At 29.5% G+C, this 2,365-nt stretch carries 3 protein-coding genes; all 3 read right to left on the bottom strand.

Going from position 1 to position 2,365, the window contains the following annotated elements:
* Positions 1 to 118: 118 nt before the first annotated feature.
* The 3 genes from GVJ38_RS14015 to GVJ38_RS14005 all read right to left on the bottom strand — a co-directional run bounded on the left by GVJ38_RS14015 (position 119) and on the right by GVJ38_RS14005 (position 2,207).
* A complete protein-coding gene (locus tag GVJ38_RS14015; protein WP_159723810.1) occupies positions 119 to 817 on the bottom strand; it encodes an ABC transporter transmembrane domain-containing protein in 699 nt (232 codons plus the stop codon).
* 84 nt (positions 818 to 901) lie between these two features.
* A complete protein-coding gene (locus GVJ38_RS14010; protein ID WP_159723809.1) occupies positions 902 to 1,918 on the bottom strand; it encodes a 4Fe-4S cluster-binding domain-containing protein in 1,017 nt (338 codons plus the stop codon).
* A complete protein-coding gene (locus tag GVJ38_RS14005; RefSeq protein WP_159723808.1) occupies positions 1,908 to 2,207 on the bottom strand; it encodes a hypothetical protein in 300 nt (99 codons plus the stop codon). The genes GVJ38_RS14010 and GVJ38_RS14005 overlap by 11 nt, the downstream gene beginning before the upstream one ends.
* Positions 2,208 to 2,365: the final 158 nt, after the last annotated feature.

Below are 2,365 nucleotides of genomic sequence, written 5' to 3'. Positions count from 1 at the left end.
CATGCGTAGGTCCTTTTTATTGGTCTTGGATAAGTCATCCGAGAACAGTATAAAGGATTTTTTTGTACATGAATAGCTTTATAGCAATGCTTTTAATGATTTGAAGTTCTTTGCAACACTAGTGATTTGTTTTAATATTAGAATTTTTAACTTTTTCAGCAACAGAAATAAATCTATTTTCTTCTTTATCTCTTAAACCATATAAATCAATCGCAAGTTTGTTATGAACGTATAGATTTAAAAATTCAGTTAACTTATCTTTATATTTTTGTAGTTCATTAGATAACGAATATACTTTTCTGGATGTTAACCAGGATATACATAGAAACAACGGAATTGTAAACATTACGTTTATAGTTAATTTCAAACTTAAATTTGATAAAGCTACACTATATAAAATTATTAATAAAACATTTGGAATACCGTTTAATAAAATTGTTAATAACTGGTTACCTATTATTTCACAGTCGCTGATAATAGCATTTATGAATAGTCCATTTTCTTTAGAGTTTTCCTTTGATGAAAGAAACTTTTTACTAATCTCTTTACGAAAATCAAAAATTAACATCTGAACCCATTTAGAAGAGCTATAACTAACACCAATATTAATAGGTACTTGTAAAATTATTAGAAAAACCGTATAAATTAGTATAGGTCGAAAATTTGTTAACTTACCTTTCAACAAAACATCATCAATTATATATTTTGTTATGTAAGGAAAAATCGTACTAATCATCACTTGTACTAGAACTAATCCAAATAATAAGATAAGAATAGCTTTATGATTTCTTATAGCTGATTTTATATCAAATTTCATCAATGCTCTCCCTTAGTTATTATTTTATGTACAAGCCTACTCTTTAATTCGAGTAAGCTTATACATATTTCACCACCAAATAAATTAACTGGTAAATGCAGACTGTAAAACTGTTTCTGTTTGATATTTTTTCAATACTCTTTCTTCTACAAAATGATAGTTCTCAGCAATAGCAGATCTTATTTCATTAGACTGATATAAATAAGCACAATACAAACATTTATGATAGAATTTTGGCGCATCCACTCCCAGCCATTCACTAGCTTGTTTTACTATAACTTCTGGACCTTCTGTAAAAATCCATAATTTTAAAAAATCGTCTTGTTGTGCCAAATACCTTTCATACACATTTCCTTCAGATATTTTTCCAAGATGCAACTCTTGAATATGATTAGAAGTAATACCACAACATCCCATTAAACCAAAAGAAGGTTCTATAGAAATGGTATCAAAAATCCCTTCACATCCTCCAGAATTTCCGATAATTTCACCGTAGTCGTAATTGTTATTATCATGGAAAGATACCCACACAGTTGGTTCTATAGAAAAAGATTTTTCTAATTCCCTACCTCTAATATTATTTACATATAATTCATTTTCAAGAATATCTTGTGGCTTAAACTTGCTACTACTTGTTGACTCTACCGCTATAAATACTTTCATTCCCAATTGTAACGCTGCAACGGTAGCGTTCATTACACGCTCAATAGGAACAAATTTTTGATGACTATCGCCTGTTGAAAAATTCAATTCAACTAATCCACTTTGCTTTAGAGGTAAAAGTTTTTTTGTCGCCTGCTCAATTGAACTGGCCCAAAATGCATTTGAAACACATCTAGAATTAAATCCTTTTTTCTTTGCATAATCAATACCTAAAGTAAGTGTTTGGTATTCTAAAAAACACTCACCACCTGACCAAACTAATAATTGTATACCATCCTTCTTACTAATTTGATCGATAAATTCCTTAATTTTTTCAATATCAAATTTAGGGCTATTTCTATCTGGACTGCATTCAAAACAACACTCATCACATTCTGCATTACATCTATATGTTAATAGAATAGCACCTAATCTAGGCAGTACCTTACTAGTTTGCATAGTTCAAATCCATATCTTCATTTTCTAAATAATAGTTATTTACCATTCCAAGATAAAGTTTCCCTACTTTTTGTGCAAACTTAAGTCCCCCATACTCAAGAGCCGAGGCAATTAGAGCTGTTGAAAATTCATTGTTAGCTAATCTCAATTTCATTTTTTGAATATTTACATCTTTATCATCTCTTACTACATCAATAACTATTGCCGCAACTGCACCCGCTAAAACAAAATAGACAGCTACATAATTAACTTGGTAAACAACATCTTTTGTTTCTGCTTCTGTAGCCATAATATCAGAAAAAGATAATTTTTTATTATCCCACTAGTGTTGCACAAATAATTTCAGAAAAATCTGAAAACTATGTTTCATTCAAAATTGCAAAAAAGTCGAATGCTTACGCAGCGGATGACTTTTATTCCAGAAATTGTACGTTTTATTAAATTGAA

Origin of the sequence: Enterococcus sp. CSURQ0835 (assembly GCF_902706605.1) — a bacterium.
GTDB lineage: Bacteria > Bacillota > Bacilli > Lactobacillales > Enterococcaceae > Enterococcus_A.
Note: the sequence above shows the minus strand (reverse complement) of the source record. Positions and strands in the feature narration are given on the sequence as shown.

Bases quoted from the DNA above. Each gene is read 5' to 3' on its own strand.
- GVJ38_RS14010 (WP_159723809.1), bottom strand. From the start codon at position 1,918: ATGCAAACTAGTAAGGTACTGCCTAGATTAGGTGCTATTCTATTAACA.
- GVJ38_RS14005 (WP_159723808.1), bottom strand. From the start codon at position 2,207: ATGGCTACAGAAGCAGAAACAAAAGATGTTGTTTACCAAGTTAATTAT.
- GVJ38_RS14015 (WP_159723810.1), bottom strand. From the start codon at position 817: ATGAAATTTGATATAAAATCAGCTATAAGAAATCATAAAGCTATTCTT.